This window comes from Bulleidia sp. HCP3S3_C9 (genome assembly GCF_052064035.1).
Lineage (GTDB): Bacteria > Bacillota_I > Bacilli_A > Erysipelotrichales > Erysipelotrichaceae > Bulleidia.
The window spans coordinates 1-26,964 of record NZ_JBQHWJ010000024.1; the positions used below are offsets into that span (position 1 = coordinate 1).

Genomic DNA, 26,964 nt, shown 5'->3' on the forward strand with positions numbered 1-26,964 from the left:
CCAAATATATTTTTAAATCTCATCCAATGACCCGCAGACAGATTACGAATGCTTTGAATGCTGCTTTTCCTATTTTTGCTCAATAGTGAATCTGATGGTTAATTATGAAAATAATAAAAACCTGCGAAAATTCTCGCAGGTTCAATTTGTGATATTTAAATTAAACGAGTTCAATGTATGCCATTGGAGCAGCGTCACCCTTACGAGTACCTGTCTTAACAACACGTGTGTATCCACCGTTGCGATCTGCATACTTTGGAGCTACTTCGTCAAATAGCTTCTGTAGTACTGTTTGAGACTTAGCTTCATCAGCAACAACGTTTCTGATATAAGCAGCAGCCTGACGGCGTGCATGTAAGTCGCCTCTCTTACCAAGAGTGATTAATTCATCTACTACAGAACGCATATCCTTAGCCTTAGCTTCTGTTGTTTCTACTTTACCGTAGAGAATAACGGAAGTAGCAAGGTTTCTGAGCATAGCTTTACGATGATCAGCGTTTCTACCAAATTTACGATTCCACATATACGTTCCTCTCTAATTAGTCAAAGGATTTGAAGCCCATTCCTAATTCAATAAGCTTATCCTTTACTTCTTTCAGTGATTTCTTACCGAGGTTTCTGACTCTCATCATTTCATCCTCAGTCTTCTGAGTCAACTCATCAACAGTCTGAATACCAGCACGCTTCAAACAATTGTAAGAACGTACGGAAAGATCAAGATCTTCAATCATCATCTGCTGACCCTTGTTTGGTTGCTCTGTTGTACCTTCCATGATGACATTATCCATATTGAGAATGTCTTCATTGATACTTGCGACGATATCTAAGTGATCAATCAGAATCTTAGCCGCTAAAGAAAGAGCCTTCTGAGGGTTAATTGAACCATCAGTCCAGATTTCCATAGTCAAGCTATCATACTTAACATCTTCACCAACACGTGTAGGTTCTACATTGTAGGAAACCTTTTCAATTGGTGTATAGATGGAGTCAGTATAAACTGTTCCGATTCCCTGAGATGCACCTTGATTTAACTGCTTGTTGATGTCTGCAGAAACATAACCACGACCATTCTTAGCCTTTAATTCCATTTCTAAAGTAACATCTTTTTCAAGGTGAGCGATTTCAAGGTCCTTATTCAGGATTTCAACCTGAGCTGGGCAAATGATATCTCCTGCTGTAATAGTACATGGTCCTTTAGCTGAAATCTGTAAGTCATAAACATCATCATCTTCGATTGTCATAACTAATTGTTTCAACTGAAGGATAATCATGGAAACGTCTTCTCTAATACCAGGGATAGTTGTAAATTCATGATAAACACCATCAACCTTGATTGAGAATACCGCAGCTCCCGGTAGGGAGGACAGCAGGACCCTGCGAAGCGCATTTCCGATAGTTGTACCAAATCCTCTCTCTAATGGAGAGAGCACAAACTTACCGTAGTTCTCTGATTCAACGTATTCTTTAACTTCAAAATCAGCGCGTTCAAATTTCTGCATGCTTCAATCCTCCTCTTTTATTTATTATCCACGTGGTCTCTTTGGTGGACGGCATCCGTTATGAGGGATTGGTGTAACGTCGTTGATAGCTGTAATTGTTAAACCAGCTGTCTGCAGTGAACGAACTGCAGCTTCACGTCCAGCACCTGGACCCTTTACATTTACTTCTACGGATTTCATACCCTGCTGAACAGCTGCCTTACCAGCTGCTTCAGAAACTAACTGAGCAACATAAGGTGTAGACTTACGTGAACCCTTATATCCTAATGCACCAGCAGAACTCCAAGATACAGCGTTACCTGCTTCATCAGTAATTGTAACGATTGTATTGTTGAATGTTGAATGGATATGAGCGACGCCCTTAGCGACATTTCTTTTAGCCTTCTTCTTACGAGTAACGACTTTTTTATTCTTATTAGCTGCCATTTCGTCCTCCTATTACTTCTTCTTATTAGCTACTGTACGACGTGGTCCTTTTCTTGTACGAGCGTTTGTCTTTGTACGCTGACCACGAACAGGTAAGCTTCTTCTGTGACGAAGACCTCTATAAGAGCCAATTTCCATTAGTCTCTTGATATCGAGTCTTCTTTCAAGACGAAGGTCACCTTCAGTCTTGATCGCATCAATCTGAGTACGAATAGCTGTTTCTTGTTCATCTGTTAGTTCAGATGCTCTAACTGTTTCATCAACACCTGCAGCTGCTAAAATCTTCTTAGCTGTTGTAGGTCCAATACCATAAATATATGTGAGGGATACTCCAATAACCTTGTTACGTGGAATATCGACACCAGCAAAACGTGGCATAGTTTATTCTCCTTTTCCCTTTTAATTAACCCTGTCTCTGCTTATGCTTTGGGTTTTCGCAGATTACCATAACAACGCCCTTGCGCTTAATAACTCTGCACTTATCACAAATCGGTTTTACAGATGGTCTTACTTTCATTTTGTTTGCCTCCTCGGACAATTGTCTATTTTATCAGAAAAAACTTGATTTGTCTCCTGATATTTTTAAAAACCTACGTATTAATTTAGATATTTCCGGGGAAATGATACTCTCTTAAAATGCGGATGTACTTTAACATGCGGATTTTACAAGAAACGTAGGTTATCATTTCCATAATATTCGGAATTTTCCATGTTAAGAAATTGAATGATACTGGGAAAGAAGAACTCTTCCCCAGATCATTTTTACTTTAATTTAGATAAAGCTTCTTTAACCTTTTCAAATACAGCTGCTGTTTCTTGAGAAGCATCGATATATGAAACAATACCGCGCTTGTCATAGAAATCAATCACAGGCTTTGTACTCTTTTCATAACCATCCATACGAACTGTTAACTGCTCAACAGTATCATCTTTTCTCTGTGTCAATTCGCTGCCGCAAACATCGCAGATACCTTCAACCTTGGATGGCTTGTTATGAATGTGGTAGATTGCACCACATTTTGGACAGATTCTTCTACCTGTAATTCTTTCAACAAGTGTATCGAATCCAACTTCAAGTGCGATAACACACTCAACCGGTTTCCCAATTTTATTTTCAATCTTTTCGAAAGCTTCTGCCTGAACTAATGTTCTAGGGAAGCCATCTAATAGATATCCTTTTTGGCAATCATCTTCTTGAAGTCTCTTTTCAACCATAGCAATAATAACATCATCAGGAACTAAATTTCCAGCATCCATATAGGATTTTGCTAAATTGCCAAGTTCAGTGTTATTTCTAACATTGTCTCTCAACATATCTCCAGTGGAAATATGTGGAATATCGTATTCCTTCAGGATGAGATCGGACATAGTGCCCTTTCCTGCTCCTGCTGGACCCATAATTAAGATATTCATCCTTTTTTCTATACCCTCTAGTGATTTTATCTTAGGAAGCCATGGTATGCCTTTGTTGTAAGTTGACCTTTCAACTGAGCAATTGTTTCCATTGCAACACCTACGACGATAATAATACCAGTTCCACCAATTGAAATACTAGATGGAAGTGATGTAAACATAGGAAGAATGTATGGAAGTGTAGCTACGATGACAAGAGCAATCGCACCTAACACTGTAATTCTATTTAACACCTTATGTAAGTATGTTTTTGTTTCATTACCAGGTCTAATACCAGGAATGTAAGCGCCAGACTTACTTAAGTTATCTGCTACCTGATCAGGATCAACCTGAAGATCAGTATAGAAGAATGTAAATAAGAATGTTAATACAGCATACAAGATAAGACCAGTTGTACTACTTAAAGATAAGTATGTCTGCAAAGTCTTATATAGATCCTGATTGAAGAAACTGATAACAATCTGTGGAGCTGTCATAATTGACTGTGCAAAGATAACAGGAATAACAGATGCAGAGTTAATCTTCAATGGAAGGAATGTAACGTCATTTCCTCTTGTATAAGAAGAACTGTTTGTATACTGAATTGGGATTTTTCTGACTGCTGTCTCCATTACAACAACGAAGACAATGATGATGATATATAACAATACAAATAATGCAAACTGTAAGATACCGTTGAACAATTCACCCTGTGTAGTACCACCGGCTAATACGTTCCACACCTGCACAAACTGTGAAGGCATATTTGAAACGATACCTGCAAAGATAATGATTGATAAACCATTACCGATACCTTTCATAGAAATACGGTCACCTAACCAGATCAAGAACATTGTTCCTGCTGTAAGTACAGTAGCCGTATATAGATATCCAGAAAGACTTGAATTTGCTAATACGCTATATTGTTTATCAAAACCATAGACTAAGGAGTAAGCCTGTACAAATGACAAGACTACTCCTAAATATCTAGTGATTTTTTCCATTTTCATTCGACCTGTCTGTCCAGATTTTGTCATTTCAGTTAATGCTGGAATAACATCCATGGATAACAATTGAATGATAATACTTGCTGTGATGTAAGGTGTAACACCCATTGCAAACACACTTAATCTTTCAAGTGCACCACCACCAAGTAAATTCATCATACTCAGTACAGAGTTATCTGAAATCTGAGAAGCCAGCTTTGTTGCATCAACACCTGGCACTGGGATTGCAGATCCGACGCGGTAGATCAACAGCATCGCAAGAGTAAAGAGAATCTTGTTACGAATCTCTTTATTCTTAAACATGCTGGAGAACGTGCGCATCATAATTAGAGCACCTCAGCTGTTCCGCCTGCTTCTTCGATTGCTTTCTTAGCGGAAGCTGAGAACTTAGCAGCCTTAACTGTTAACTTCTTCTCTAACTTTCCATTGCCGAGAACTTTAAGTCCATCGAGTTCTTTCTTAACTAAGCCAGCAGCTTTCACTGCAGCGAAGTCAACTGTAACACCATCTTCAAACTTGTTGAGATCTTCAACATTAACGATAGCGTACTCTTTACGAGTAAAGTTTGTGAAACCTCTCTTTGGCATTCTCTTAAAGAATGGAGTCTGTCCACCTTCGAAACCGATAGCAACACCGCCACCGCTTCTAGAATTCTGACCCTTCTGTCCCTTACCGGATGTCTTACCATTACCGGAACCAAGACCACGGCCAATTCTCTTCTTTGTTGAGCGAGCTCCTTCTGTAGCTTTTAAGTCATTTAGTTTCATACCAGAGTCCCTCCTTATCTGATTTCAGCGACTTTCTTATCGCGAATCTTAGCAACTTCTTCAACAGTTCTCATAGACTTGAGAGCTTCTAATGTTGCATATACTACGTTAACAGCTGTTCTAGAGCCGATAACCTTTGAAAGTACATCAGATACACCAGCAAGTTCGAGAATGTTACGAACTGCACCACCTGCGATAACTCCAGTACCTGGAGCAGCAGGAGCTAGGAATACTGTACTTGATCCGTGAGTAACCTTAACGGAATGTGGTACTGTTCTTGTACCTTCAACAAGATTGCATCTGAATACATTCTTGTTAGCTGCTTCTTCAGCCTTACGGATTGCATCTGGAACTTCAGTAGCTTTACCCATACCGAAGCCGATACGACCCTTATGATCACCTACAACAACGAGTGCTGCGAAACGCATTCTACGTCCGCCCTTAACAGTCTTAGATACACGGTTAATGGAGACTACAACACTGTCGAATTCTTTTGGTTCGCGTCTTTTGAACTGTGGACGACGACCATTTTCTTTACGCTGTGGACGTCCTGCTTCTGTATTTGCAGTACGTACTTCTGCATTTTCGTTTGGCATTTCTATTCTGTCTCCTTTCCTTAGAACTTGAGTCCTGCTTCTCTAGCAGCATCTGCTAAAGCCTGAACTCTTCCGTGGTATACATAACCGCCTCTATCAAATCTGATAGATTCGATGTTGTTTTCCAGGCACTTCTTAGCGATTGCTTCGCCAACCTTCTTAGCTGCTTCAATGTTTCCGCCATTTTCAAGCTTGAGTTCTAATGATGAGCAAGAAAGAAGTGTCTTTCCTGTTGTATCATCAATAACCTGAGCATAGATGTTTGCATTAGAACGGAATACATTTAGTCTTGGGCATTCAGGAGTACCATTTACGATGCGGCGTACTCTCTTATGACGACGGATACGCTCTTCTTTTTTCTTTTGCATTTTAAACATATCTTACTCTCTCCTTCCCATTACTTCTTAGATGCAGCTGTCTTACCTTCCTTACGACGAACAACTTCATCCACATAACGGATTCCCTTTCCACCATAAGGTTCTGGCTTCTTAACTGCTCTTACGTTTGCAGCAAACTGACCAACAATCTGCTTATCAATACCACTTACGTTGATTGTTGTGTTATCTGGTACTTCAACAGTAACGCCTTCTGGTACTTCAATATTTACTTCGTGGGAGAAACCAACGATCAAGTTGAGTGTCTTACCCTTTAAAGCTGCACGGTAACCAATACCTACAACTTTTAACTGTTTTGTGAAACCTGTAGAAACACCTTCAACCATTGTTGCAAGAAGTGCTCTAGTTGTTCCATGTAACTGTTTTGTGTGCTTTTCCTCGTTAGGACGCTTGACTGTAATGACATTTTCGTCAACAGAGATTTCCATCAACGGGGAAAATGTCTTTGTAAGAGAACCCTTAGGTCCCTTTACAGTCACCTCATTCCCTTCAGCAATTGTTAATTCAACGCCTGCAGGAACGGTAATCGCTTTATTTCCGATACGTGACATTTAGTTTTCCTTTCTCTTACCAAACGTAAGCGATGACTTCACCGCCAACGTGTTGTTTACGTGCTTCTTTATCTGTCATCATTCCATTTGATGTGGAGATGATAGCAATTCCTAAACCGTTTAATACCTTAGGTACATTGTCGCCCTTTGCGTAAACGCGTAGACCTGGCTTAGAAATTCTCTTGATGCCTGTGATGACCTTAGCGTCATTTGCACCATACTTAAGAGTAACGACAATCTTCTTTTCGATACCCTCGCCTTCAACGGCATAGTTTTCGATATAACCTTCAGATTTCAAGATCTTGGCAATTTCTACCTTAACCTTAGAAGATGGAGTTACATCAACTGTTGTCATGTGAGCCTGAACACCATTACGGATTCTTGTCAGCATGTCAGCAATAGGATCTGTCATATTCATGATTCGTTACTCCTTTCTTACCAGCTTGCCTTCTTAACGCCAGGAATCTGACCCTTATAAGCCAATTCTCTGAAGCAGATTCTGCAAACTTTATACTTTCTCAATACAGAGTGTGGACGGCCACATCTCTCGCAACGTGTATATTCACGTGTGGAGAACTTAGCCGGTCTTGACTGCTTAACTTTTAAACTTGTCTTTGCCATTCTATGTTCTCCTTCTATTACTTAGTAAATGGCATACCCATTTCTTTCAATAGGGCATGTGCTTCGTTGTTTGTCTTAGCTGTTGTTACGATGACAACATCCATACCTCTAACCTTGTTAACCTTATCAAAGTTGATTTCAGGGAAGATTAGCTGTTCTTTAACACCAAGTGTGTAATTACCACGACCATCGAATGCTGTTGCACTTACACCGTGGAAGTCTCTTACACGTGGAAGAGAGATGTTGAATAGCTTATCTAAGAATTCATACATTCTTTCACCACGAAGAGTAACCTTACAACCAATTGGCATACCTTCACGAAGCTTGAAGTTCGCAATGGACTTCTTAGCCTTTGTGATTACTGGCTTCTGACCAGCAATCTGTGTCAATTCTGCTACAGCTTCATCTAAGTTCTTTGGATTGTCAATAGCATCACCAACACCCATGTTGATAACAACCTTAACGATCTTTGGAGCTTCCATTGAGCTGGAGTAATTGAATTCCTTCATTAAAGAAGGCTTAACTGTTTCAACGTATTTCTGTTCGAGACGGTTCATTATTTCTTAGCCTCCTTTACTTCAATACCGGACTTCTTAAGTACTCTTACTTTTTCGCCCTTATCATTTGTCTTATATCCAACTCTTTCAGCGGACTTAGACTTCTTGTCATATAACATGACGTTAGAAGCATCGATTGGAGCTTCCTTTTCAACAATGCCACCTTCAGGGTTCTGCTGAGAAGGCTTTAAAGACTTCTTGATCATGTTGACACCTTCAACAACGATCTTGTTTGTCTTTGGGAATACTGCCTTAACTTCAGAGATAGTTCCCTTGTAGTGACCTGTGATAACCTTAACTGTATCGCCTGTCTTGATCTTCATAGCGGCCTCCTTATAAAACTTCTGGTGCAAGGGAAACGATCTTCATATATCCCTTTTCACGAAGTTCTCTTGCGACCGGACCGAAGATACGTGTTCCGACCGGTGTACCATCTTCCTTGATAATAACAGCTGCGTTATCATCAAACTTGATATAAGAACCATTGTCACGGCTAATACCGTAAACTGTTCTTGCAATTACAGCCTTAACAACCTGTCCGCTCTTGACAGAACCGTTAGGAGATGCACTCTTAACAGCACATACAACAACATCACCGATTGTAGCTGTCTTACGCTTAGAACCGCCTAAGCATCTGATGACTAATAATTCCTTAGCACCAGTGTTGTCAGCGACGTTCAATCTGCTTTCGTTCTGAATCATTGCCTATTTCCTCCTGTGCCTTAAAGAATTACTGCCTTTTCAACGATCTTAACTAATCTAAAGTGTTTGTCCTTAGATAATGGTCTTGTTTCCATAACTTCTACAATGTCACCAATTTTTGCTTCATTGTTTTCATCATGAGCCTTGAACTTTGTAGAAAACTTAACATGTCTGCCGTATTTAGGATCAGCCTTAGATGTAGTGATCTCTACGACGATTGTTTTGTCCATTTTATCGGAAACAACTGTTCCACGAAGGACCTTACGTCTATTTCTTTCTGCCATCTTCTAGCCCTCCTTATTGTGCATTTGCACGTTCTGTAATAACAGTCTTCATACGTGCAATTGTCTTCTTAATATCCTTGATACGAGCTGGATTCTCAAGAGAACCTGTAGCCTGAGCAAATCTCAAGTCATAAAGTTCTTCCTTGAGGGAAACAACTTCTTTTTCGAGCTCTTCGTTAGAGAGGTCTCTGATTTCTTTAATATTCATAATTACTTCTTAACCTCCTCACTCTTTTTTACAAAGCGTGTTTTAACGCAGAGTTTATTAGCAGCAAGTCTTAATGCTTCTCTTGCAACTGCTTCATCAACACCTGCTACTTCGAAGAGAATTCTTCCCTTCTGTACAACAGCTACCCAATGATCAGGAGCACCTTTACCAGAACCCATACGTACTTCGAGAGGCTTCTTAGTTTTTGCAAGCTGTGGGAACACCTTGATCCAAACCTTACCACCACGGTTCATATAACGAGTCATAGCAATACGTGCTGCTTCTAACTGAGCACTACTTACATAAGCACCTTCATCAGCTACAAGACCGAATTCACCAAATGCTAATTCACGACCAGCTTTAGCGCGTCCTTCATAACTTAATCTATGAGGTCTTCTGTACTTTGTTCTATTAGGCATTAACATTAGTCGTTACCTCCTTCAGCTGCTGTCTTTTCAGCAGGAGCTGCGTTTTCAGCTGCAGCATTTCTAGCTGCACGTCTGTTTCCACGCTGAGGGCGTCTGTTGTTTCCACGTCTGTTGTTATCTCTTCTTCCAGCTGGAGCTTCTGGTTCCTTAACCATCTGACCAGGTAATACTTCACCACGGCAGATCCAAACCTTAACACCTAACTTACCATAAGTTGTATGTGCTTCTTCAGCTGCATAGTCGATATCACTTCTTAATGTATGGAGTGGAACGACACCTCTAGAATAACCTTCGGAACGAGCGATTTCAGCTCCTCCAAGTCTTCCCTTACATAGAGTCTTGATACCCTTTGCACCAGATCTCATTGTCTGCTGAATTGCCTTCTTCTGAGCAATTCTGAAAGACTGACGATTTTCGAGTTGTTCGCAAATCTTACGAGCAACTAAACGAGCATCTAAATCAGGATTTGCTACCTGAACGATGTCCATCTTTACATTCTTACCTGCTGTTAACTTAGCAAGCTTAGCCCTTAACTTAGCAGCGTTGTCTTTGCCGTTTTCGTCAGCCTTGCCTGTAACTGCACCAGGTCTAGCACAACGGATGATAACCTTAACATCCTTCTTGCCTGTACGTTCAATTTCGATTCTGGAGATGTAAGCATCCTTGAGTTCCTTTTCGAGGAATTCACGGATCTTTGTATCTTCGTTCAGAAGATCTCCATAATCAGCCTTATCTGCATACCATCTGGATTCCCAATCGCGGATGACACCGACACGCATGCCGATTGGACTAACTTTCTGTCCCATATTCTGATCTTCCTCCCTTATCTCTCATCGCTAACCACTACTGTGATGTGGCTAGTTCTCTTAAAAATACTTGAAGCAGAACCCTTAGCTCTAGGCATGAAACGCTTGAGGACAACACCTTCATTTGCGTAGCATTCCTTGATATAAAGGTTTTCAGCATTTAGCTGATGATTGTTTGTTGCATTTGCTGCAGCGCTCTTTACTACCTTGTATGCTTCAGCGGCTGCCTTGTTAGGTAAGAACTTGAGGATAGCTAATGCTTCTTCAACGCTCTTTCCACGAACGAGGTCAAGTGCCAATCTAGCCTTACGAGGAGTAACACGAACTGTTTTTGCTGTTGCTTTTACGTCCATCTTTATTTCCTCCTAATTAAGCGGCCTTATCGTCACCGTGTCCGCCGAATTTTCTTGTAGGTGCGAATTCACCTAACTTATGGCCTACCATATCTTCTGTTACATAGACAGGAATGAATTCCTTACCATTGTAAACAGCGAATGTATGCTCAACGAAGCTTGGGAAAATCGTTGAACGGCGTGACCATGTCTTGATTACTTCATGTTGATTAGCCGCATTCATTGCATCAACCTTCTTTAAAAGGTATGCATCACAGAAAGGGCCCTTCTTAATGCTTCTTGACATTACTCATTCTCTCCTTCCAATTACTTTCCGTTTCTTCTTCTCACAATGTACTTGTTGCTAGAAGCCTTCTTGTTACGAGTCTTAACACCCATAGCCTTCTTGCCCCATGGAGTCATTGGAGACTTACGACCGATAGGCTGTTTGCCTTCACCACCACCATGTGGGTGGTCAACTGGGTTCATTGCTGAACCTCTTACATGAGGACGAACACCTAAATGTCTTACTCTACCAGCTTTACCCCAGTTAATTAAGGAGTAATCACCATTGCCTACAACACCAACTGTTGCACGGCAGTTATCATGAACCTTTCTTACTTCACCAGAAGAAAGTCTTAATGTAACGAATCCACCTTCGGAACCGAGGATCTGAGCAGAACAACCAGCAGCTCTTGCCATCTGTCCACCCTTACCAGCGATAAGTTCAACGTTATGAACGAATGTTCCATCTGGAATATTCTTAAGAGGCATTGCATTACCAATCTTGATATCGCAAGCTTCACCAGAGATTACCTTGTCTCCAACGTTTAAGTTTTCTGGAGCGATGATATATCTCTTTTCACCATCAGCATAGTGAAGTAATGCAATGTTTGCATTTCTGTTTGGATCGTATTCGATACCAGCTACAACTGCTGGAACGTTATCCTTGTTTCTCTTGAAGTCAATGATTCTGTACTTCTGTTTAGCACCACCGCCTTGATGACGGGAAGTGATACGGCCTGTATTGCCGCGGCCACCCTTCTTGTTTAATGGAGCAAGTAATGACTTTTCTGGAGTACTCTTAGTAATACGTTCATTGCTAAGAGTTGTCATATTTCTGCGTCCGTTAGAGGTTGGCTTGTATTTTACGATTGCCATTTTTTCTTTCCTTTCGCATTTATCCGGAGATAGCGATTTCCTCCGATATTGTAACTAAATCTCTTTAGTCATTGTTTTCGCCGAAGATGTTGATTGATTCATTTTCAGCGAACTTGACATAAGCCTTCTTATAAGCTCTTGTCATACCTTCGTAACGTCCAACTCTTCTCTTCTTTGGATGTACGTTAACTGTGTTTACAGATACAGGTTTAACATGATAGATTTCAACGATTGCCTGAGCAATTGCTGTCTTGTTAGCATTCTTTGCTACTTCGAATGTTACTGTATTGTTATCAGCAGAAGCAACGCTTGTCTTTTCTGTGATAATTGGTCTTACGATAATATCGCGTGCGCTCATGCGAACACCTCCCCTGCTTTAGCAGCAGCAGCTTCTGTGAATACGATCTTGTCAGCATTCACAATGTCATAGACATTCAAGCTGGAAACTGTTACTACAGTTGCATTTGGAACGTTTCTCATAGAAAGGTAAGCATTGTCGAAGTCTTCAGATGCTTCAGCAACGAATAATGTCTTTCTTTCGAATCCGAATGCAGCAAGTAATGCTACAGCCTTCTTTGTCTTAATCTCATCAAAGCTGAGATTTTCTAATACTGTTAAGTTAGCTTCAGCAACTTTTTCGCTTAATGCAGAACGAAGTGCTAATCTTCTAACCTTACGGTTTGTCTTTAAGTTGTACTTTCTTGGATGTGGTCCAAATGCGATTGCGCCGCCTCTCCACTGAGTTGCTCTTGTGGAACCCTGACGAGCTCTACCAGTACCCTTCTGACGGAATGGCTTCTTACCTGTACCAGATACAAAGCTTCTTGTCAAAGTGCTATGAGTACCTTGTCTTAATCCTGCCTGGTAAGCAAGAATCGCATCATAGATTGCCTGCTGATTTGGTTCTACAGCGAATACAGCATCAGCGAGTTCCATCTGCTTTACAGACTTTGCTTCCTGATTAAATACATCAATCTGTGCCATGCTTTATCCTCACTTTCCTTCAGCAACTGTTTCTGTTGCTAGTTCTTCATTGATTGTTTCTTCAACCTTTTCGAGTTCTTCTTCAACAGAAGCACTTTCATAAGAGATGAGTTCAACAGCTGTTACTTCCTTCTTAGGCTTAACTGTTGTATGGATTGTTACAAGACCTCTCTTTGGCCCTGGAACATTCCCCTTAACAAGGATGTATCCTTCTTCAGCATCAACCTTGATTACTTCGAGGTTCTGGTTAGTTGTTGTATATCCACCATACTGACCAGGCATTGCTGTACCCTTGTTAACTACACCGTTGTTACGTCCGTTAGTTGCTAATGAACCTTGGTGTCTGATGTTCTTGGATCCACCGTGTGTCTTAGGTCCCTGGTGAGCATTGTTACGAACGATTGTACCGTTGTAACCATGTCCCTTAGAAGTGCCCTGAACATCAACGATATCGCCTGCCTTGAAGATGTCTGCTTTTACTTCAGATCCAACTTCGAGGTTGAGCATTTCATCATAGTTGAATTCCTTGATGAACTTCTTAGGTGCTGTGTTAGCCTTCTTAGCATGTCCAATTGCTGGCTTGTTTGAACGTTGTTCCTTAACGTCTTCGTAACCGAGCTGAACTGCTTCGTAGCCGTCAACATCCTTTGTCTTCTTTTGAAGTACGACGTTTGGCTTAACTTCAACGACAGTAACAGGAATCAGTGTTCCTTCGATCGTGAAGACTTGAGTCATACCAAGCTTACGTCCTAAAATACCTTTCATTTAATTTCACCCGATTCCTTTCTTAAAGTTTGATTTCGATATCAACTCCAGAAGGCAGATCAAGTCTTGATAATGCATCAATTGTTTCTGCACTTGGGCCGATGATCTCAATCAGTCTCTTGTGTGTACGGATCTCGAACTGTTCACGAGAGTCCTTATACTTGTGAACTGCACGTAAGATTGTTACAACCTCACGTTCAGTAGGCAGCGGAACAGGACCGACGATTTTCTTTGCGCCGTGGCTTGTTGCAGTCTTAACGATCTTTTCGCTAGCTGCATCTAAGCTTCTGTTCTCGTAAGCCTTCAAACGAATTCTTACAGAGTTCTTTGCCATGAATTTTTCCTCCTTATATTCACTCCCCTTAGGGATCGCTCTGTGTGAGTTCCCCGGTTATCACGCTATCGTGACAACGCATTTCAGCGTGCCGGCAACTTCCCACTTCTACGCGAGTGCTCAACTATATTACTACTATCATTTATCCAATGCAAGCCTTTTTTTAATTATTTTTGATATTTTTTCTCTTGTCCACGGTTTTCAGCGTGCCATTTTATTACATTATGGCTTATTTATGCTATATTTCGTTTGCATATTTATATTTTAATCTCATTTTTTATAGCTCATTTTATACTCTGAAAATGAATATAGCCTAGCAACGTGTATCAGTGTGTCGAGACTTTTATGCTGAATTCATTGATTTTCGCATATATATGCTTTCATATGTATGCTTTCTTCACATTTTATAGTTTCCATAAAAAAATAGAGAGCAATTTCTCACTCTCTAAAGAAAATATGTAAATTCGGGTTCTCATTCACGGCATTTCCAAGCATCATCAGCACTTTAAATGCATACGAATGATCACATATATACCTGATATTCTCTTTCGTTAATAATATTTCTACTCGATCTTTCACTTCTGATAAACTATCCGCAATTGCATCCAATGTATTTCCTGTATAAGAAGGTAAATCAAACTCTGATTTGAAATAGGAAATTGCCTTCTCTTTATTTTCAATTTCATTTCCGATTAAATATATTGTCTTGTCATATTCACTATTCATATTTTCACCGTATCTATTCTATACACATTTTCTAAGAATCACAAAAAAATCATGTACCTGTTTTGATACATGACTTTTGGTCATTGAATTTTATTTAACCAGGCTTCCATTTCAGATGCATTCGCCATAGAGGATAATGCGCCTGCTTTTGTCGTTGTATATGCAGCATATGCATTTGCAAATTTCAGATATTCTTCAAATGTTTCTTTTGATACTGCTTCAATATTTTCTACACCATCTCTTAACAATTGATATTCAAATGCTCCAATAAATGAATCGCCTGCCCCTGTCGTATCAACAACATCTACGCAATACCCCTGAGATACTGCTTTTAGATTTTTTGTATATACCGCAGCGCCATCTTTCCCCATTGTGTATACAACACATTTCGTATTTCCCTGCAGTAAATCTGGAAGTGCTTCTTCAATATCTGTTTTTCCTGTGATGAATTCCAGTTCATCATCAGATATCTTTACAATATCCGCCAACGGTAAAAATTCCTTCACAGTATTTTTAAGACATTCTTCACTTTCCCACAATGAAAGTCTTAAGTTCGGATCAAAGCTGATCAGAAGTCCCTTCTCTTTTGCCATCGCAATCAATTTACGATGTGCTTCTTTCATACTTGATTCCACAAGGTCTACACTGCAGAAATGAATCATTCCACAATCATCAAGAATGTTCTCTGGAATTTCTTCTTCTGTAAGATGCAAATCTGCACTATTCTTTCTATAGAAAGCAAAGTCTCTATTACCATCTTCTCTTAATGATACAAAAGCTAATGAAGTCTCATATTCACGATCACGCAAGATTGCAGAAGTATCAATTCCACTTTCTTGTAACGTTTCAACGATATAATCCCCAAAAGCATCTTCACCAAGTTTTGTTAATACTTTTGCTGGAAGTCCCATCTTGCTTACTGCACCCGCAACATTTGCTGGTGCACCACCTGCAGCTCTATGAAAGGAAGGAACGTCTTTTAATGCAAGTCCTTTTACATCAGACACAAAATCAATCAACGCTTCTCCAATAACACAAAGTCCCTTTTCTTCTGTATGATTCACAGAAAATTTATGCATCTGGTATAGATCCATTGTTCCTTCTGCTTCACCATTAAAGAAGAATTCTGTTTCCATTCCATAGAATCTACATGTAAATACTTTGCTTCCGCCATTCACAAATATTTCAACACTTGTCGTATCCATAAAGATTTGAAGATCAGTTAGTTTTCCACAATGAACTGCTCTTTCACTTCTTCCATATCCATTTTTATCAAAGGATAGTTCTAATACATCATTCTTATATGATAATGTTATGCCTTTTCTTAAATGCATCTTAAATGTATTGCATATATCAAAATGCATATCACATTCATATTGTAGTTCTTCCCAGGATACATTCTCGTTCAATAAACATGTCTTATGACTTCCACGTAATTGATAGATCTCATCGATTGGCTTCTGGCATAGATTGCCATTCTTCACCACAAGTTCTCTTGGAAGTGTTAATGCATGCTGCCATTGATGATCCACTGTTGGATTTGTATAATCCGCATCTGGAATTCCTAACCAGCCAATCATGATTCTTCTTCCTTTTTCATCCACAAAAGATTGTTGTGCATAAAAATCTGTACCACGATCTAACTGATGAATTTCTTTTACTTCAAAATGATTGTTATCAAAGTCAGCATCAATCTTCATCCAGCAGGACTGATGAACATTTGCATAATCTAATCCGTTCTGTTCTACACCTTGTGGACAACAAGTCAAATACCATTCACCATTCAATTCAAATAAATCTGGACATTCCCACATATATCCAAATGGAACTTCTGTAGTGATTCTATTTTTATATTTCCATGTATTTAAATCATCTGATTCATACAATAAGACCAGGCCTTTTCCTTGCTGATCTCTTGCACCTAAAACCATATAATACTTTCCGTTTAAAGAAAATACTTTAGGATCGCGCACATGGCATGACATATCTTCTGGATAATCTTTGCTACTCAGCACGCATTGCTTTTCACTCATTGTTACACCATCACGGCTTGTTACATGAATTGTATTTGATCCTCTGCCAGAATTGATATAATCATAGTCTTCACGATCGAAATATTTTACATTTCCTGTGTAGAAATAATGAATCGTATCATTTTCAACAAATGCAGAACCTGAATAAACGCCATGCTTATCAAGCTCATGATCAGGGAATAATACAGGTGCTTTTTCTTCATAGTGAACAAAATCTTTTGTTGTATACAATCCCCAAAGTTTCATCAAACCTTCTGTATCAAATGGATCATATTGATAATAGATACGATATTCTCCATTCATTTGATGTAACCCATTTGGATCATTCAACCATCCACTTGCCGGCATCAAATGAAACTTCAAGCTTTTTTTATCACTTCTAGCGCACTCTCTCACCTTTCCATTTTCGAGATACCAGTTACGATAATCTTCTTTTGTAACTTTTGAATATTTTTGAATCATTACACATTCTCCACAATATGAATTACATTTGTAGACACATCTGCAGATGCATTTGGAATTGTTTCCACATTTCTATCGTCTGCTTTTGTAACAACTAACATAGTCTGTGTGCTGTATCCTTTTTCACTGATTAGATTTAAATCCATCTCAGCAATCTTCTGTCCCTGCTGAACAGTATCTCCTTCTTTTACAGATAATGTAAATCCTTCTCCATTGAGATTCACTGTATCAATTCCCATATGAATCAATACTTCTACACCATCTTCGCTTTCCAAACCAATCGCATGTTGTGTTGGAAAAATCATTTTTACTGTTCCACTAACTGGTGCATAAACTTCTCCGCTGACTGGTTCAACAACAACACCATTTCCCATTGCTTTTGAAGAGAATACCGCATCTGCTGCTTCGCTGATATCTTTCACTGTACCTTTCATGCAGGATGTAATGAATTCTGTTTTTGTATTTTCTTTAACTTCTGTCTTCTTTTCATCCGCATGATCTAAATCATATTTCTTAAAAAAGAAAGCTGTAAGAATTGCAGAAACAACCATAGATAATACTAAGCCAATCATAAAATTAACATAATCTGATGGTTTCATTGAAATAATACCTGGAATACCTGCTGCACCCATTGCCTGTGCAAGTACTTTTGTAGCAGCACAATATGCACTTCCTGCAGCAGATCCTGCCATTGCAGCATAGAATGGATATTTTAGTTTTAAAGTCACGCCAAACATTGCTGGTTCTGTAATACCTAGCAATGCAGAAACACCTGAAGCAGAGCAGATTGATTTTAACTTTTCATTTTTTGTCATGAATAATACTGCTAATACAGCTGCACCCTGTGCTACGTTATTCATACTTGCTGTTGTGAAAATAAAACTGCCGCCTGTATGTGCAACATCAGCAATAAGCTGTGTTTCAATCGCAATAAAGCTATGGTGCATACCTGTCAAGCAAATTGGTGCATAGAATAAGCCAAATAATCCACCACCAATAAATCCAAGTGTGTTATATCCCCATGTAATACCAGCAGCTAATATATTTCCTGCTTCTCTTAATACCGGTCCAACAAAAATGAATGTTAGGAAAGAAGTCACAATAATAGATAACATTGGTGTTGTTAAGTTATCCAGCCATGTTGGCGTAACTTTATGAAGCTTCTTTTCAATTGTTGCTAAAATAAATGATACTGCTAGAACTGGAAGAACCGTTCCCTGATAACCGATTGCCGCAATCTTGAATCCGAGAATATTCCAATATGGAGGTTCTGCAATGCCAATGTTATATGCATTCAATAGATCTGGATGTACCATGATCATACCCATTGCTGCACCTAAATATGGATTTCCTCCGAATTTCTTTGTAGCACTAAAGCCGATAAGTACTGGCAAGAATGTAAATGGTGCATTCGCAAATGTATTGATTGCCGTAGCTAATCCATTCCATTGTGGATAAATGTCAATGATGGATCTGCCATCAAACATGTCGGCTGTTAATACATTATTCAATCCCATCAATAAACCACCTGCAACGATTGCTGGAATGATTGGAACAAAGATATCACTTAACATCTTTACAAATCTCTGTAATGCATTTCCTTCTTCCTTTGTTTCTTCTACAGCAGTATTTGTATCAAATCCTAATTGTTTCTGCACTTCATCACATACAAGACTTACAAGTCCAGATCCAAAGATGATCTGAAATTGTGTCTGTGAAAGAAATACACCTTTAACTCCTTCAATATCACTAATGACATCTTCATTGAGTAAATGATTGTTACGAAGCTGAAATCTCAATCTTGTCGCACAATGTGTAACGGAAATGATATTCTCTTTTCCACCTACATTTTCAATTACTTCTTGTGCAATTCTTACATAATCCATAATTTTCCTCCCACTAGAATGGAACCGGTTCCGTTATTATTATAATTCTCATAATTCTTGTGTCAATAGTATTTTTGAAATCGGTTCCATAAAAAGCAAAAAAATACATACTTCCTTCCTGAAAGTATGTATTTCGTATTTATCGTTTACTCACACTTCGTCTTTCAATGAATGAATAATGAATAATTTGCTTTTGTTTCACTTCACGTCCCTCAATCATATCTGTAATTGTCTGTGCAGCAAGCTCTCCCATTTCATACGAATCAAACATTAATGTTGTTAATTCAGGAACAATCAACTCACTCTCTTCATATCCGCCAAATCCAATAACAGATACATCTAAAGGAATATGATATCCATTCTTCCTAAGAACACGATAAGCGCCAAATGCTAATCGATCCGTTGCACAAATGATCGCATCAATATCATTATGTTCGGTTAATAATTTCCATGTAGCATTCTGTGCATCCACAAAACTAAAATCACTGTATTCAATATTGATTGAATCTACAGAATATTTCTCCAATCCATCCAAAACACCCTGTTTTCTTAACACACCAACCGCATGATCATTTTCATCCACTGTAATAAAACCAATTTTTTTATGTCCTTTTTTTCCGATATATTCCCCTATAAACTTACCCGCATTATATTCATCATTCACAATGCAAGGGACTTGATCATCTTCCTGTGCCAAAATAATTACAGGTATATTTGTACTATTAATCAGTTTATGATGCTCTTCTGTGATTGAAATAGAACTTAAAACAATACCATCTACGCCAAGGTTAATTAATCTAGATAAATTTTCTAATTCTAACGCAATATCATGATCACTATTACGAATAATCGTTACATAATCGCGATCTCTCAGATATCGATCGATACTTGTAATGACACGCGAGGTTACTTTTGAGTTCAACGTTGGAAGAATAACACCAATCATCCTACTTTGCTTTGCATTTAATCTTGCAAATGCATTCGGATGATAATCATATTGATCCACGATTTCTTGAATTTTTTCTCTTGTACTTGCTTTGACACTTCCTCCATTTAAATAACGAGAAACTGTACTTTTGCTTACATTCACTTTTTTTGCGATATCATCAATTGTAATCTTTGCCATATGCTTTTACCACCAATCCAATCCATATTTACTCGCCTTCATATAATTGCTTAAAAGTATCATAATGATCTTCTGTATACCAGATATCTCCATCTTTTGAATATACGAGTCTTTTCTTCCCTCTTGAAGTTTTTCCTTCTGTATCTATATCACACTCGTAGTATACATCATCGACAGGCAAAACTTCTTCATAGTTTCCATACCGATCACCACCAATACTTTTCCCAGGTAATATTTTTGATAAAGCTCCGGATTCCCATCCATGCAATCTAGCTTCTTTTTTTGTCATGTAATTCGATGGAAGGTGTGAATATGTATGAATATATAAAGCAACTTCCTCTTTTTGATCTGTTTCAATTTTTTCACTAATACTTTGTGATTGATACGTTTTTGCTGATTCTTTTAAAGGTTGCGGAACACATCCAAAAAGTAAAAAAGAAAATAAAATATAAACTCTTAATTTCCGAAGCATATTATTGATTACCTAAGAAATATTGTTCTACTTCTTTAAAATCATGAACGATTGGAATATTCAATTCAGAAATTGGTCTTCTTTCATGGCAATACCATACAGGCTGCATTCCAATTCGCATCGCACCAGACAAATCTGTAAAGAATGTATCTCCAACCATTGCTGTCTCATTTGGTGATAACTTTAACTTATCACAAGCAATCTGGAAAATTCTAGTATCAGGTTTTTGAATCTCATAATCTCCAGAAACAACAACTTCATCGAAATACGATTCTAAATTGAGCGATGAAATTTTTTTATGTTGAGAATGTGAAAAACCATTCGATAAAATAGCTAATTTATAATGCGTATGCAATTTGTTCAACACATCAAAAGCATCATCAGATACGATTTGAAATTCATCAAAATGATCATACCAATAGGCTCTCCAGTAAGAAACATCTAGCTCTTTAAACCAGTGCTGCTTCATTTTTTCTAGCACATAAGCTTTATCACTATGACCAAATTCATCCCAGATCATGCATCTTTGAACCATTTCCTCAACATCCAGATCAGTTTTGTCTTTATTCGCAAGCGTACAAATCATCCACTGATACATATGATATGCAGAAGCATATCTCTTTGTTAATACACCATCGTAATCAAATATAATTCCTTTAATCATGTATTTATATTACTACAGACGCAAAAAAAGAGATACCCAAATTGGATATCCCTCACGTAACAATAAGAATTAAATTAAGCTTCGATTTCTGTAATAGAACCGGAACCTACTGTTCTACCACCTTCACGGATAGAGAACTTTGTACCGTTTTCGATAGCGATAGGAGCAAGAAGTTCAACTTCCATAACTACGTTATCACCAGGCATGCAGAGTTCTGTTCCTTCTGGAAGAGTGATTACACCAGTAACGTCTGTTGTTCTGAAGTAGAACTGTGGACGGTAGTTAGAAACGAATGGTGTATGACGTCCGCCTTCTTCCTTAGTTAATACGTAAACCTGAGCCTTGAACTTTGTATGAGGTGTAACGGATCCTGGCTTAGCAAGAACCTGTCCACGTTCAATCTGATCACGGTTAATACCACGGAGCAATGCACCGATGTTGTCACCAGCCTGAGCATAGTCAAGAGTCTTACGGAACATTTCGATACCTGTTACAACAGTCTTAGATGTATCCTTGATACCAATGATTTCAACTTCATCGTTTAAGTGTAATTCACCACGTTCTACACGTCCTGTAGCAACAGTACCACGACCTGTGATTGTGAATACGTCTTCAACTGCCATTAAGAATGGCTTATCGTTGTCATGTGTTGGTGTTGGAATGTATGAATCTACAGCATCAAGCAATTCCTTGATAGCTGGTGTCCACTTTGGATCTCCCTGAAGAGCCTGGAAAGCAGAACCACGGATTACAGGGGCGTTGTCTCCATCAAATCCATACTCAGAAAGAAGTTCACGAACTTCCATTTCAACAAGGTCGATCAATTCTTCATCGTCAACCATGTCGCACTTGTTTAAGAATACAACGATAGCTGGAACACCTACCTGACGAGCAAGTAAGATATGTTCACGTGTCTGAGGCATTGGTCCATCAGTAGCAGCAACTACGAGGATAGCACCATCCATCTGAGCAGCACCAGTGATCATGTTCTTAACATAGTCAGCGTGGCCTGGGCAGTCTACGTGTGCATAGTGTCTCTTTAATGTCTGGTATTCAACGTGAGCTGTGTTGATAGTAATACCACGTTCTTTTTCTTCTGGTGCACCATCGATCTGGTCATAAGCTTCGAAAGAAGCCTTACCATCTTCTGGGTGATCAGCAAGATACTTTGTGATTGCAGCTGTAAGAGTTGTTTTACCGTGGTCAACGTGTCCGATAGTACCAACGTTAACATGCTCTAAGCTACGGTCGAATTTTTCCTTTGCCATATTGGTTTTTTTCCTCCAGTTTTTTACTTTTTTAACTTATTCAGTCTGCCATCATTTTATATGATGGCAAACTAAATTACAACATTTTTTATTCCAAACAGAATATTACTTAGAAGCGTGTGCTTCAATAATTTCCTTAGCGATATTCTTAGGAACTTCTTCATAGTGGTCCATCTGCATTGAGAAGATACCACGACCCTGTGTAAATCCACGAAGGTCTGTAACGTAACCAAACATTTCAGCTAATGGTACGAATGCCTTAACCTTGATTGCATTACCTGTTTCTTCCTGTTCACGGATCTGACCACGTCTCTTAGTAACGTCACCCATAACTGCACCTAAGTATTCAGATGGAGCAGTAATATCTACAGCCATGATAGGTTCTAGAATCGTTGGGTTACATTTCTTAGCAGCTTCCTTAAGAGCTAAGGATGCAGCAATCTTATATGCCTGTTCAGAGGAGTCGACATCGTGGTAAGAACCATCAAATAGTTCAGCACGAATATCAACAACTGGGAATCCAGCAACAAGACCATTTGGAAGAGCTTCTTCAAGACCTGCCTGTGTAGGCTTGATGAATTCCTTAGGAATTGATCCACCAACAGTCTGATCTTCGAATTCGAATCCCTTACCTGGGTTTGGCTTAAATCTAATCCAAACATCACCATACTGACCGTGACCACCGGACTGTCTTACAAACTTACCTTGTACTTCAGCTTCGGACTTGATTGTTTCACGGTAAGCTACCTGAGGAGCACCTGCAGTTGCTTCAACCTTGAATTCTCTTCTCATACGGTCAAGAATGATATCTAATTGAAGTTCACCGACACCGGCAATGATTGTCTGGCCTGTTTCTTCATCAGTATAAGCTTTGAAAGTTGGATCTTCTTCTGCTAACTTCTGTAAAGCAGAATCCATCTTCTGAGAGTCAGCCTTTGTCTTTGGTTCAACAGACATCTGGATAACTGGTTCTGGGAATACCATCTGCATCAATTCGATTGGTGCATTTTCAGCACAGAGTGTATCGGATGTTGTTGTGAACTTAAGACCAACAGCACCAGCGATATCACCAGTATAAACTTCATCGATATCAGCACGGTGGTTAGCGTGCATTCTTACAAGACGTCCAAGTCTTTCTCTCTTGCCCTTTGTAGCATTTAATACATAAGAGCCTGCGGAAGCATGTCCAGAGTAAACTCTGAAGTATGTTAATCTTCCTACGAATGGGTCAGTTGCAATCTTGAATGCAAGAGCTGAGAATGGTTCATCATCACTTGGCTTACGAACTGCTTCTTCACCATTAAGTAAATGACCCTGAATAGCTTCAATATCAGTTGGAGCTGGCAAGTAATCTACAACAGCGTCTAATAACATCTGAACACCCTTGTTCTTATATGCAGATCCACAAAGAACTGGGAAGAATTCAGAAGTCATAACACCCTTACGGATAGCAGCCTTGATTTCTTCAACTGTTGGTTCTTCACCTTCAAGAACCTTCATCATGAGGTCTTCATCATAGTCAGCGATAGCTTCAAGTAATGCAGCATGCTTCATTTCAGCTTCTTCCTTGAACTGTTCATCAATTTCGCCAATCTGGATATCTGTACCTAAGTCATTTGTATACATTTCCTGTTTCATTGTAACTAAGTCAATGATTCCACGGAAACTTGCTTCAGCACCGATAGGCATCTGGATAGCAGCTGCCTTAGCACCTAAGCGATCACCGATAGAGTTAACACTCATATCGAAGTCAGCACCAGTAGCGTCCATCTTGTTAGAGAAAACGATACGTGGAACTTTATATTCAGAAGCCTGTCTCCAAACAGTTTCTGTCTGTGGTTCAACACCAGCCTTTGAGTCAAGGACTGTTACAGCACCATCAAGTACACGTAAAGATCTTTCAACTTCAGCTGTGAAGTCTACGTGACCCGGTGTATCGATAATGTTGATCTGACAATCTTTCCAGTGGCATGTTGTAGCTGCAGAAGTGATTGTGATACCACGTTCCTGTTCCTGAGCCATCCAGTCCATCTGGGAAGCGCCATCGTGAGTCTCACCGATCTTGTAAATCTTACCTGTGTAATAAAGGATACGTTCAGTTGTTGTTGTCTTACCAGCATCAATGTGAGCCATGATTCCGATATTACGAATCTTGTTTAATGGGAACTCTCTTGGCATTTTTAGCTCCTTTCTCTAATTACCAACGGAAGTGAGCAAACGCCTTGTTTGCTTCAGCCATCTTATGAACATCTTCTCTCTTCTTAACGGAAGCACCTGTTCCATTAGCAGCGTCCATAATTTCGTTAGCAAGTCTTTCTTCCATTGTGTTCTCATGACGGAGTCTTGAGTAGTTAACGATCCATCTGAGACCCAATGTTAATTTTCTTTCAGCAGATACTTCTACTGGTACCTGGTAGTTTGCACCACCTACACGTCTAACCTTCAACTCTAATTGAGGCATAACGTTTCCGAGAGCCTTTTCGAATACTTCCATAGGGTTCTCGCCTGTTTTCTTTTCAATTGAAGCGAATGCATCATACAAAATTGTCTGTGCTGTTCCACGCTTACCATCGATCATGATCTTGTTAATTAACTTTGTAACTAACTTTGAGTTATAGATTGGATCTGGTAATACGTCACGCTTTGCTACATAACCTTTTCTTGGCATATTAATATCTCCTCTCTATCTCTTACTTCTTCTTAGGTTTTTTAGCACCGTATAATGAACGGGACTGATTTCTTTCGTTAACACCAGCACAATCTAATGTACCTCTGATAATGTGGTAACGAACACCTGGCAGATCCTTAACACGGCCACCTCTGATCATAACTACAGAGTGTTCCTGTAAGTTATGTCCTACACCTGGAATATATGCTGTAACTTCCATACCGTTGGAAAGTCTAACACGGGCATACTTTCTTAATGCAGAGTTTGGCTTCTTAGGAGTCATTGTACCTACACGAGTGCAGACACCTCTCTTCTGTGGGCTGCTCAAGTTTGTAGGTTTCTTCTTCAAACTGTTGAATCCTCTGTTTAATGCAGGGGACTTTGACTTGTAAACTTTATCAGTACGGCCTTTACGTACTAACTGGTTTATTGTTGGCATTTTCTTTCTCCTTTCGCTTATGCACACACAACCGTGTGCGTCATTCTTAACCTTATTTTTTGGCTCTACCAAAGTAAAGCCAATTTTTGCTAAGCTCGTATATATTACAGTTGTTACCATATATCTGTCAATACTTTTTTGCAAAAAAAGTTTGTCCACACATCCGTGTGTGCCAAATATTCAATTTCAGCATAACAATCAATGTATTTTTAACACTTCATCGCAAATAATTTCCACGCACTTTCACATGCACGCTTATTAATAAGATAAGGTGCATATTCCAAATTCCTTTTATGCTATAATAGCTAAAGCAAGGAGAATTTTTATGGCAAAAAAAGTATGTGATTTTTGTTTATCCGAATTGGGAGGCTTATTTAATCGCCCGGAAAAGCTGGCAGATGGACACTATATTTGTAAAAACTGCAGACAAATCATCAGTGAACATGGTCTTCCTGTAAAATATGATATCTTTCAACGTATTGTAACTGCACAGCCACATATGAAAGATATGATCATGGATACATACTTGGAAACAAACAAGCCAGAAGATATCATCGCGCGTTTATATCCTTTACCTAAGATCCTATTACATGAAGGAGAACATTGTATCAATGCCATTCGTGCAAATCTTCGCGTTTCTCCAAGCAGTATTCCAAATGAATATTCTCCTAGAAGTATTGTGGAAGTTAGAAAATCTACAATCAATAATATTCCAGATGCCGTCAGCAAAAAAGAATCTATGAAAATTGAAGGTATGCTGTACGAAACAGAAGCAGCAGTTTACTTCATGTCTGAACATATTATCAACTGTCATAGATTAGGATATGTTGTTAGAAATACAAATGATACAGACAAAATCAGAGTTGTAACGCCAACAAAAACATTCACTTACGCAGTAGAAAATGCAGAAATGTTCTTCATTAGAGAAAGATTCTATCAGAAAGTGAATGCCGCAAAGAATCATAAAGATGAACATTTGATTTATATCAAGAATGATAATGAATTAAGAATTACACCTGGTGTCTATGACATTCCTCGCTCTTTGCGCCCTGGCATTTACCAAGTCAAGGCATTAAAAGATGCAGGACTGCATGTCAAAGATTCCCTTGGAAGAATCACAGACTACTATGAAACAGAAGATTCGATTGACTTGTCTAATGGTGGTACACTGGAAGTCACTGGTGAATACGAATTAAAGTGGATTGGTGAAAAAAGATAAGCATACAAAAAAGTGAACCAGATGAAGGCAATGTCATTAAGTTAAGGCATTGAACCAATTGAATCTCTAAAGTGTACTGCGCATTAACTTGCGTAGTGCTTTTTTTCTGCAATGAAATATTTTTCTCAGATATGAACAAATCGTTCATATTTACGCATAAATATGCAAAATATTGCTTGACAGGCT

General features: G+C 39.0%; 38 protein-coding genes. 1 reads left to right on the top strand and 37 read right to left on the bottom strand.

Annotated elements, in window-relative coordinates:
- Window positions 1-160: 160 nt before the first annotated feature.
- From rplQ to rpsL, 37 genes are all read right to left on the bottom strand, one after another.
- Complete coding sequence (gene rplQ, locus ACTND6_RS05655; RefSeq protein WP_178176508.1) at window positions 161-523, bottom strand: 50S ribosomal protein L17; 363 nt, start codon at window positions 521-523, stop codon at window positions 161-163.
- A gap of 16 nt (window positions 524-539) precedes the next feature.
- A complete protein-coding gene (locus ACTND6_RS05660; protein ID WP_178176507.1) occupies window positions 540-1,499 on the bottom strand; it encodes a DNA-directed RNA polymerase subunit alpha in 960 nt (319 codons plus the stop codon).
- Between the two features lie 24 nt (window positions 1,500-1,523).
- Complete coding sequence (rpsK, locus tag ACTND6_RS05665) at window positions 1,524-1,925, bottom strand: 30S ribosomal protein S11 (RefSeq protein WP_178176506.1); 402 nt, start codon at window positions 1,923-1,925, stop codon at window positions 1,524-1,526.
- A 12-nt stretch (window positions 1,926-1,937) separates the two neighbouring features.
- Window positions 1,938-2,303 carry a 30S ribosomal protein S13 gene (gene rpsM, locus ACTND6_RS05670; RefSeq protein ID WP_178176505.1) on the bottom strand — a complete coding sequence of 122 codons (366 nt, stop codon included), beginning with the start codon at window positions 2,301-2,303 and terminating at the stop codon, window positions 1,938-1,940.
- A gap of 25 nt (window positions 2,304-2,328) precedes the next feature.
- Window positions 2,329-2,442, bottom strand: a complete 114-nt coding sequence (rpmJ, locus tag ACTND6_RS05675; protein WP_006525027.1) for a 50S ribosomal protein L36 — start codon at window positions 2,440-2,442, stop codon at window positions 2,329-2,331.
- 245 nt (window positions 2,443-2,687) lie between these two features.
- Complete coding sequence (locus ACTND6_RS05680; RefSeq protein ID WP_441022749.1) at window positions 2,688-3,338, bottom strand: adenylate kinase; 651 nt, start codon at window positions 3,336-3,338, stop codon at window positions 2,688-2,690.
- A 26-nt stretch (window positions 3,339-3,364) separates the two neighbouring features.
- Window positions 3,365-4,648, bottom strand: coding sequence for a preprotein translocase subunit SecY (gene secY / locus ACTND6_RS05685; RefSeq protein ID WP_441022751.1), 1,284 nt, complete (start codon window positions 4,646-4,648; stop codon window positions 3,365-3,367).
- A 2-nt stretch (window positions 4,649-4,650) separates the two neighbouring features.
- Window positions 4,651-5,091, bottom strand: a complete 441-nt coding sequence (gene rplO, locus ACTND6_RS05690) for a 50S ribosomal protein L15 (protein WP_441022753.1) — start codon at window positions 5,089-5,091, stop codon at window positions 4,651-4,653.
- Window positions 5,092-5,105: 14 nt separating this feature from the next.
- Window positions 5,106-5,687, bottom strand: a complete 582-nt coding sequence (rpsE, locus tag ACTND6_RS05695) for a 30S ribosomal protein S5 (protein ID WP_178176501.1) — start codon at window positions 5,685-5,687, stop codon at window positions 5,106-5,108.
- A 20-nt stretch (window positions 5,688-5,707) separates the two neighbouring features.
- Entirely contained in the window at window positions 5,708-6,064 is a 357-nt protein-coding gene (rplR, locus tag ACTND6_RS05700; RefSeq protein ID WP_441022755.1) for a 50S ribosomal protein L18, read from the bottom strand.
- A gap of 20 nt (window positions 6,065-6,084) precedes the next feature.
- Window positions 6,085-6,633: a 50S ribosomal protein L6 gene (gene rplF / locus ACTND6_RS05705; protein ID WP_178176499.1), complete on the bottom strand. Its 549-nt coding sequence runs from the start codon at window positions 6,631-6,633 to the stop codon at window positions 6,085-6,087.
- A gap of 16 nt (window positions 6,634-6,649) precedes the next feature.
- Window positions 6,650-7,051 carry a 30S ribosomal protein S8 gene (rpsH, locus tag ACTND6_RS05710; RefSeq protein WP_178176498.1) on the bottom strand — a complete coding sequence of 134 codons (402 nt, stop codon included), beginning with the start codon at window positions 7,049-7,051 and terminating at the stop codon, window positions 6,650-6,652.
- Window positions 7,052-7,068: 17 nt separating this feature from the next.
- Entirely contained in the window at window positions 7,069-7,254 is a 186-nt protein-coding gene (locus ACTND6_RS05715) for a type Z 30S ribosomal protein S14 (RefSeq protein ID WP_034931936.1), read from the bottom strand.
- 17 nt (window positions 7,255-7,271) lie between these two features.
- Complete coding sequence (gene rplE, locus ACTND6_RS05720; protein ID WP_441022758.1) at window positions 7,272-7,811, bottom strand: 50S ribosomal protein L5; 540 nt, start codon at window positions 7,809-7,811, stop codon at window positions 7,272-7,274.
- Window positions 7,811-8,134, bottom strand: a complete 324-nt coding sequence (rplX, locus tag ACTND6_RS05725; RefSeq protein ID WP_178176497.1) for a 50S ribosomal protein L24 — start codon at window positions 8,132-8,134, stop codon at window positions 7,811-7,813. Before rplX ends, rplE begins: the two co-directional genes overlap by 1 nt.
- A 10-nt stretch (window positions 8,135-8,144) precedes the next feature.
- Window positions 8,145-8,513 carry a 50S ribosomal protein L14 gene (rplN, locus tag ACTND6_RS05730; RefSeq protein ID WP_178176496.1) on the bottom strand — a complete coding sequence of 123 codons (369 nt, stop codon included), beginning with the start codon at window positions 8,511-8,513 and terminating at the stop codon, window positions 8,145-8,147.
- A gap of 20 nt (window positions 8,514-8,533) precedes the next feature.
- Window positions 8,534-8,797 (bottom strand): 30S ribosomal protein S17, encoded by a 264-nt coding sequence (gene rpsQ, locus ACTND6_RS05735; protein WP_178176495.1) that lies wholly within the window; start codon window positions 8,795-8,797, stop codon window positions 8,534-8,536.
- A 13-nt stretch (window positions 8,798-8,810) separates the two neighbouring features.
- A complete protein-coding gene (gene rpmC, locus ACTND6_RS05740) occupies window positions 8,811-9,005 on the bottom strand; it encodes a 50S ribosomal protein L29 (protein ID WP_178176494.1) in 195 nt (64 codons plus the stop codon).
- Window positions 9,006-9,007: 2 nt separating this feature from the next.
- Window positions 9,008-9,430: a 50S ribosomal protein L16 gene (rplP, locus tag ACTND6_RS05745; RefSeq protein ID WP_178176493.1), complete on the bottom strand. Its 423-nt coding sequence runs from the start codon at window positions 9,428-9,430 to the stop codon at window positions 9,008-9,010.
- The gene (gene rpsC, locus ACTND6_RS05750; protein ID WP_178176492.1) at window positions 9,430-10,239 is read right to left on the bottom strand and encodes a 30S ribosomal protein S3; all 810 of its coding nucleotides are present in this window, start codon (window positions 10,237-10,239) and stop codon (window positions 9,430-9,432) included. Before rpsC ends, rplP begins: the two co-directional genes overlap by 1 nt.
- Window positions 10,240-10,256: 17 nt before the next feature.
- Window positions 10,257-10,592, bottom strand: a complete 336-nt coding sequence (gene rplV, locus ACTND6_RS05755) for a 50S ribosomal protein L22 (protein WP_178176491.1) — start codon at window positions 10,590-10,592, stop codon at window positions 10,257-10,259.
- A 16-nt stretch (window positions 10,593-10,608) separates the two neighbouring features.
- Window positions 10,609-10,878, bottom strand: coding sequence for a 30S ribosomal protein S19 (rpsS, locus tag ACTND6_RS05760; RefSeq protein ID WP_178176490.1), 270 nt, complete (start codon window positions 10,876-10,878; stop codon window positions 10,609-10,611).
- Window positions 10,879-10,898: 20 nt separating this feature from the next.
- Window positions 10,899-11,732, bottom strand: a complete 834-nt coding sequence (gene rplB, locus ACTND6_RS05765; protein ID WP_441022763.1) for a 50S ribosomal protein L2 — start codon at window positions 11,730-11,732, stop codon at window positions 10,899-10,901.
- A 64-nt stretch (window positions 11,733-11,796) separates the two neighbouring features.
- On the bottom strand, window positions 11,797-12,090 hold the full coding sequence (rplW, locus tag ACTND6_RS05770) for a 50S ribosomal protein L23 (RefSeq protein WP_178176488.1): 294 nt from the start codon (window positions 12,088-12,090) through the stop codon (window positions 11,797-11,799).
- Complete coding sequence (rplD, locus tag ACTND6_RS05775; protein ID WP_178176487.1) at window positions 12,087-12,716, bottom strand: 50S ribosomal protein L4; 630 nt, start codon at window positions 12,714-12,716, stop codon at window positions 12,087-12,089. The genes rplW and rplD overlap by 4 nt, the downstream gene beginning before the upstream one ends.
- A gap of 9 nt (window positions 12,717-12,725) precedes the next feature.
- Window positions 12,726-13,481 carry a 50S ribosomal protein L3 gene (gene rplC / locus ACTND6_RS05780; protein WP_178176486.1) on the bottom strand — a complete coding sequence of 252 codons (756 nt, stop codon included), beginning with the start codon at window positions 13,479-13,481 and terminating at the stop codon, window positions 12,726-12,728.
- A gap of 22 nt (window positions 13,482-13,503) precedes the next feature.
- Window positions 13,504-13,815 (bottom strand): 30S ribosomal protein S10, encoded by a 312-nt coding sequence (gene rpsJ / locus ACTND6_RS05785; RefSeq protein WP_178176485.1) that lies wholly within the window; start codon window positions 13,813-13,815, stop codon window positions 13,504-13,506.
- Window positions 13,816-14,253: 438 nt separating this feature from the next.
- Entirely contained in the window at window positions 14,254-14,541 is a 288-nt protein-coding gene (locus ACTND6_RS05790) for a barstar family protein (RefSeq protein ID WP_441022766.1), read from the bottom strand.
- 80 nt (window positions 14,542-14,621) lie between these two features.
- Window positions 14,622-17,036 (bottom strand): sucrose-6-phosphate hydrolase, encoded by a 2,415-nt coding sequence (locus ACTND6_RS05795; RefSeq protein WP_441022768.1) that lies wholly within the window; start codon window positions 17,034-17,036, stop codon window positions 14,622-14,624.
- Window positions 17,036-18,922 carry a sucrose-specific PTS transporter subunit IIBC gene (locus tag ACTND6_RS05800; RefSeq protein ID WP_441022769.1) on the bottom strand — a complete coding sequence of 629 codons (1,887 nt, stop codon included), beginning with the start codon at window positions 18,920-18,922 and terminating at the stop codon, window positions 17,036-17,038. Before ACTND6_RS05800 ends, ACTND6_RS05795 begins: the two co-directional genes overlap by 1 nt.
- A gap of 139 nt (window positions 18,923-19,061) precedes the next feature.
- Window positions 19,062-20,048 carry a LacI family DNA-binding transcriptional regulator gene (locus ACTND6_RS05805; protein WP_441022771.1) on the bottom strand — a complete coding sequence of 329 codons (987 nt, stop codon included), beginning with the start codon at window positions 20,046-20,048 and terminating at the stop codon, window positions 19,062-19,064.
- A gap of 28 nt (window positions 20,049-20,076) precedes the next feature.
- Window positions 20,077-20,520, bottom strand: coding sequence for a ribonuclease domain-containing protein (locus tag ACTND6_RS05810; protein ID WP_441022772.1), 444 nt, complete (start codon window positions 20,518-20,520; stop codon window positions 20,077-20,079).
- A 1-nt stretch (window position 20,521) separates the two neighbouring features.
- Complete coding sequence (locus tag ACTND6_RS05815) at window positions 20,522-21,184, bottom strand: HAD family hydrolase (protein WP_441022774.1); 663 nt, start codon at window positions 21,182-21,184, stop codon at window positions 20,522-20,524.
- A gap of 74 nt (window positions 21,185-21,258) precedes the next feature.
- Complete coding sequence (gene tuf / locus ACTND6_RS05820; RefSeq protein ID WP_441022776.1) at window positions 21,259-22,452, bottom strand: elongation factor Tu; 1,194 nt, start codon at window positions 22,450-22,452, stop codon at window positions 21,259-21,261.
- A gap of 105 nt (window positions 22,453-22,557) precedes the next feature.
- A complete protein-coding gene (gene fusA, locus ACTND6_RS05825) occupies window positions 22,558-24,630 on the bottom strand; it encodes an elongation factor G (RefSeq protein ID WP_441022778.1) in 2,073 nt (690 codons plus the stop codon).
- 19 nt (window positions 24,631-24,649) lie between these two features.
- Window positions 24,650-25,120, bottom strand: a complete 471-nt coding sequence (gene rpsG, locus ACTND6_RS05830; RefSeq protein ID WP_178176475.1) for a 30S ribosomal protein S7 — start codon at window positions 25,118-25,120, stop codon at window positions 24,650-24,652.
- Between the two features lie 22 nt (window positions 25,121-25,142).
- Window positions 25,143-25,559 carry a 30S ribosomal protein S12 gene (rpsL, locus tag ACTND6_RS05835; RefSeq protein WP_178176473.1) on the bottom strand — a complete coding sequence of 139 codons (417 nt, stop codon included), beginning with the start codon at window positions 25,557-25,559 and terminating at the stop codon, window positions 25,143-25,145.
- Window positions 25,560-25,884: 325 nt separating this feature from the next.
- Here rpsL and ACTND6_RS05840 point away from each other — a divergent pair, with 325 nt between their 5' ends.
- Window positions 25,885-26,778 carry a hypothetical protein gene (locus ACTND6_RS05840; RefSeq protein ID WP_178176471.1) on the top strand — a complete coding sequence of 298 codons (894 nt, stop codon included), beginning with the start codon at window positions 25,885-25,887 and terminating at the stop codon, window positions 26,776-26,778.
- The last annotated feature ends 186 nt before the right edge of the window (window positions 26,779-26,964 follow it).

Bases quoted from the DNA above. Each gene is read 5' to 3' on its own strand.
- rplQ (WP_178176508.1), bottom strand. From the start codon at position 523: ATGTGGAATCGTAAATTTGGTAGAAACGCTGATCATCGTAAAGCTATG.
- ACTND6_RS05660 (WP_178176507.1), bottom strand. From the start codon at position 1,499: ATGCAGAAATTTGAACGCGCTGATTTTGAAGTTAAAGAATACGTTGAA.
- rpsK (WP_178176506.1), bottom strand. From the start codon at position 1,925: ATGGCAGCTAATAAGAATAAAAAAGTCGTTACTCGTAAGAAGAAGGCT.
- rpsM (WP_178176505.1), bottom strand. From the start codon at position 2,303: ATGCCACGTTTTGCTGGTGTCGATATTCCACGTAACAAGGTTATTGGA.
- rpmJ (WP_006525027.1), bottom strand. From the start codon at position 2,442: ATGAAAGTAAGACCATCTGTAAAACCGATTTGTGATAAGTGCAGAGTT.
- ACTND6_RS05680 (WP_441022749.1), bottom strand. From the start codon at position 3,338: ATGAATATCTTAATTATGGGTCCAGCAGGAGCAGGAAAGGGCACTATG.
- secY (WP_441022751.1), bottom strand. From the start codon at position 4,648: ATGATGCGCACGTTCTCCAGCATGTTTAAGAATAAAGAGATTCGTAAC.
- rplO (WP_441022753.1), bottom strand. From the start codon at position 5,091: ATGAAACTAAATGACTTAAAAGCTACAGAAGGAGCTCGCTCAACAAAG.
- rpsE (WP_178176501.1), bottom strand. From the start codon at position 5,687: ATGCCAAACGAAAATGCAGAAGTACGTACTGCAAATACAGAAGCAGGA.
- rplR (WP_441022755.1), bottom strand. From the start codon at position 6,064: ATGTTTAAAATGCAAAAGAAAAAAGAAGAGCGTATCCGTCGTCATAAG.
- rplF (WP_178176499.1), bottom strand. From the start codon at position 6,633: ATGTCACGTATCGGAAATAAAGCGATTACCGTTCCTGCAGGCGTTGAA.
- rpsH (WP_178176498.1), bottom strand. From the start codon at position 7,051: ATGAATATGACAGATCCTATTGCTGACATGCTGACAAGAATCCGTAAT.
- ACTND6_RS05715 (WP_034931936.1), bottom strand. From the start codon at position 7,254: ATGGCAAAGACAAGTTTAAAAGTTAAGCAGTCAAGACCGGCTAAGTTC.
- rplE (WP_441022758.1), bottom strand. From the start codon at position 7,811: ATGAACCGTCTCGAACAGAAATACGTTGAAACAGTTAAGCCTTCTTTA.
- rplX (WP_178176497.1), bottom strand. From the start codon at position 8,134: ATGAAGATCAAGACAGGCGATACAGTTAAGGTTATCACAGGTCACTAC.
- rplN (WP_178176496.1), bottom strand. From the start codon at position 8,513: ATGATTCAGAACGAAAGCAGATTGAACGTCGCTGACAACACTGGTGCT.
- rpsQ (WP_178176495.1), bottom strand. From the start codon at position 8,797: ATGGCAGAAAGAAATAGACGTAAGGTCCTTCGTGGAACAGTTGTTTCC.
- rpmC (WP_178176494.1), bottom strand. From the start codon at position 9,005: ATGAATATTAAAGAAATCAGAGACCTCTCTAACGAAGAGCTCGAAAAA.
- rplP (WP_178176493.1), bottom strand. From the start codon at position 9,430: ATGTTAATGCCTAATAGAACAAAGTACAGAAGACCTCATAGATTAAGT.
- rpsC (WP_178176492.1), bottom strand. From the start codon at position 10,239: ATGGGACAGAAAGTTAGTCCAATCGGCATGCGTGTCGGTGTCATCCGC.
- rplV (WP_178176491.1), bottom strand. From the start codon at position 10,592: ATGGACGTAAAAGCAACAGCAAAAACAGTTCGTGTTACTCCTCGTAAG.
- rpsS (WP_178176490.1), bottom strand. From the start codon at position 10,878: ATGTCAAGAAGCATTAAGAAGGGCCCTTTCTGTGATGCATACCTTTTA.
- rplB (WP_441022763.1), bottom strand. From the start codon at position 11,732: ATGGCAATCGTAAAATACAAGCCAACCTCTAACGGACGCAGAAATATG.
- rplW (WP_178176488.1), bottom strand. From the start codon at position 12,090: ATGAGCGCACGCGATATTATCGTAAGACCAATTATCACAGAAAAGACA.
- rplD (WP_178176487.1), bottom strand. From the start codon at position 12,716: ATGGCACAGATTGATGTATTTAATCAGGAAGCAAAGTCTGTAAAGCAG.
- rplC (WP_178176486.1), bottom strand. From the start codon at position 13,481: ATGAAAGGTATTTTAGGACGTAAGCTTGGTATGACTCAAGTCTTCACG.
- rpsJ (WP_178176485.1), bottom strand. From the start codon at position 13,815: ATGGCAAAGAACTCTGTAAGAATTCGTTTGAAGGCTTACGAGAACAGA.
- ACTND6_RS05790 (WP_441022766.1), bottom strand. From the start codon at position 14,541: ATGAATAGTGAATATGACAAGACAATATATTTAATCGGAAATGAAATT.
- ACTND6_RS05795 (WP_441022768.1), bottom strand. From the start codon at position 17,036: ATGATTCAAAAATATTCAAAAGTTACAAAAGAAGATTATCGTAACTGG.
- ACTND6_RS05800 (WP_441022769.1), bottom strand. From the start codon at position 18,922: ATGGATTATGTAAGAATTGCACAAGAAGTAATTGAAAATGTAGGTGGA.
- ACTND6_RS05805 (WP_441022771.1), bottom strand. From the start codon at position 20,048: ATGGCAAAGATTACAATTGATGATATCGCAAAAAAAGTGAATGTAAGC.
- ACTND6_RS05810 (WP_441022772.1), bottom strand. From the start codon at position 20,520: ATGCTTCGGAAATTAAGAGTTTATATTTTATTTTCTTTTTTACTTTTT.
- ACTND6_RS05815 (WP_441022774.1), bottom strand. From the start codon at position 21,184: ATGATTAAAGGAATTATATTTGATTACGATGGTGTATTAACAAAGAGA.
- tuf (WP_441022776.1), bottom strand. From the start codon at position 22,452: ATGGCAAAGGAAAAATTCGACCGTAGCTTAGAGCATGTTAACGTTGGT.
- fusA (WP_441022778.1), bottom strand. From the start codon at position 24,630: ATGCCAAGAGAGTTCCCATTAAACAAGATTCGTAATATCGGAATCATG.
- rpsG (WP_178176475.1), bottom strand. From the start codon at position 25,120: ATGCCAAGAAAAGGTTATGTAGCAAAGCGTGACGTATTACCAGATCCA.
- rpsL (WP_178176473.1), bottom strand. From the start codon at position 25,559: ATGCCAACAATAAACCAGTTAGTACGTAAAGGCCGTACTGATAAAGTT.
- ACTND6_RS05840 (WP_178176471.1), top strand. From the start codon at position 25,885: ATGGCAAAAAAAGTATGTGATTTTTGTTTATCCGAATTGGGAGGCTTA.